At 27.7% G+C, this 891-nt stretch carries 2 protein-coding genes; both read left to right on the top strand.

Features of this window, described 5'->3' with window-relative positions; translation table 11 throughout:
* Positions 1 to 614, top strand: a 614-nt coding sequence (locus CYP05_RS09990) for a hypothetical protein (RefSeq protein WP_181001193.1), incomplete at its 5' end; no start/stop codon positions are given.
* A 3-nt stretch (positions 615 to 617) separates the two neighbouring features.
* A partial coding sequence (locus tag CYP05_RS10075; protein WP_219809361.1) for a hypothetical protein occupies positions 618 to 891 on the top strand: 274 nt, incomplete at its 3' end.

The raw sequence follows: 891 nt of genomic DNA, 5'->3' as shown, positions 1-891 counted from the left end.
ATACAATACATAAAAGGGTAGATAAATACGGGCTAAACATACAATTTAAGTGTCTTAAAACAAAAAAAAGTGTTGGTTGTAGCAGCAATAAAGAGCATGTGGTTGTTGAAGGTAAAAATATTAAAAAAATAGGGATACTTTCTTCAAATTTATGGGTCAACAGAAGGGCTATTTTTAACCATAGTGATTTGCAATATTTCGAATTTAAATATAAGTTATTAAAGTTAATAGGCGAAGATTACGAAGTATGTATAAAATCACATCCAAAAGGGGCCTTAAGGCCTAAGGATAAGGTATTATCATTATTTAATAATGTTAGTTATGTGGATGAATGCCCTATGGATAAATTTTTAGAAAGTGTAGATTGTGTTATTACTCCGTTTGCTGATTCTACATCTTTTAATGAAGTTGTTTCTTCTAATACTCCGTTGATCTTAATAGATTTATGTAAAGCAGGGCTTACATCCGAGGCAAAGGAAACACTAAAAAATAGAGTAGCTTTTGTTGATTGTACTTTTGAAAATGGTTTGGCTACAATCAATAAGGATCAATTTGCCGAAGCTTTTAATAGAAAGTATATTATGGATTTTGAATTTGCTGATAGGTTTCAATAAGACATGAATATAAAGATATTAAATTACTTTAGAGAAAATATCCCAATTCCAATTTTTATTTTATTCTTTATAATGATCATAAGTGCACTTTTTGAGATAGTTGGAATCGGTTTTTTTATTCCTCTTTTGGATACTCAGAGTAGTTCCGATCTTGTTAATATAATCAATTTTATTTTTTCTAGTATTGGCTTGCAATATTCAACAATTAATATTGCTATTTTAATTGTTGTAGTATTCGTTGTTAAATTTATGTTTTTAAATATTCAAAATTTCTATA

Source organism: Campylobacter concisus (assembly GCF_002913545.1).
Lineage (GTDB): Bacteria > Campylobacterota > Campylobacteria > Campylobacterales > Campylobacteraceae > Campylobacter_A > Campylobacter_A concisus_AV.
The sequence above is the reverse complement of the archived record's forward strand: the minus strand, read 5'-3'. Positions and strand labels throughout refer to the sequence as shown.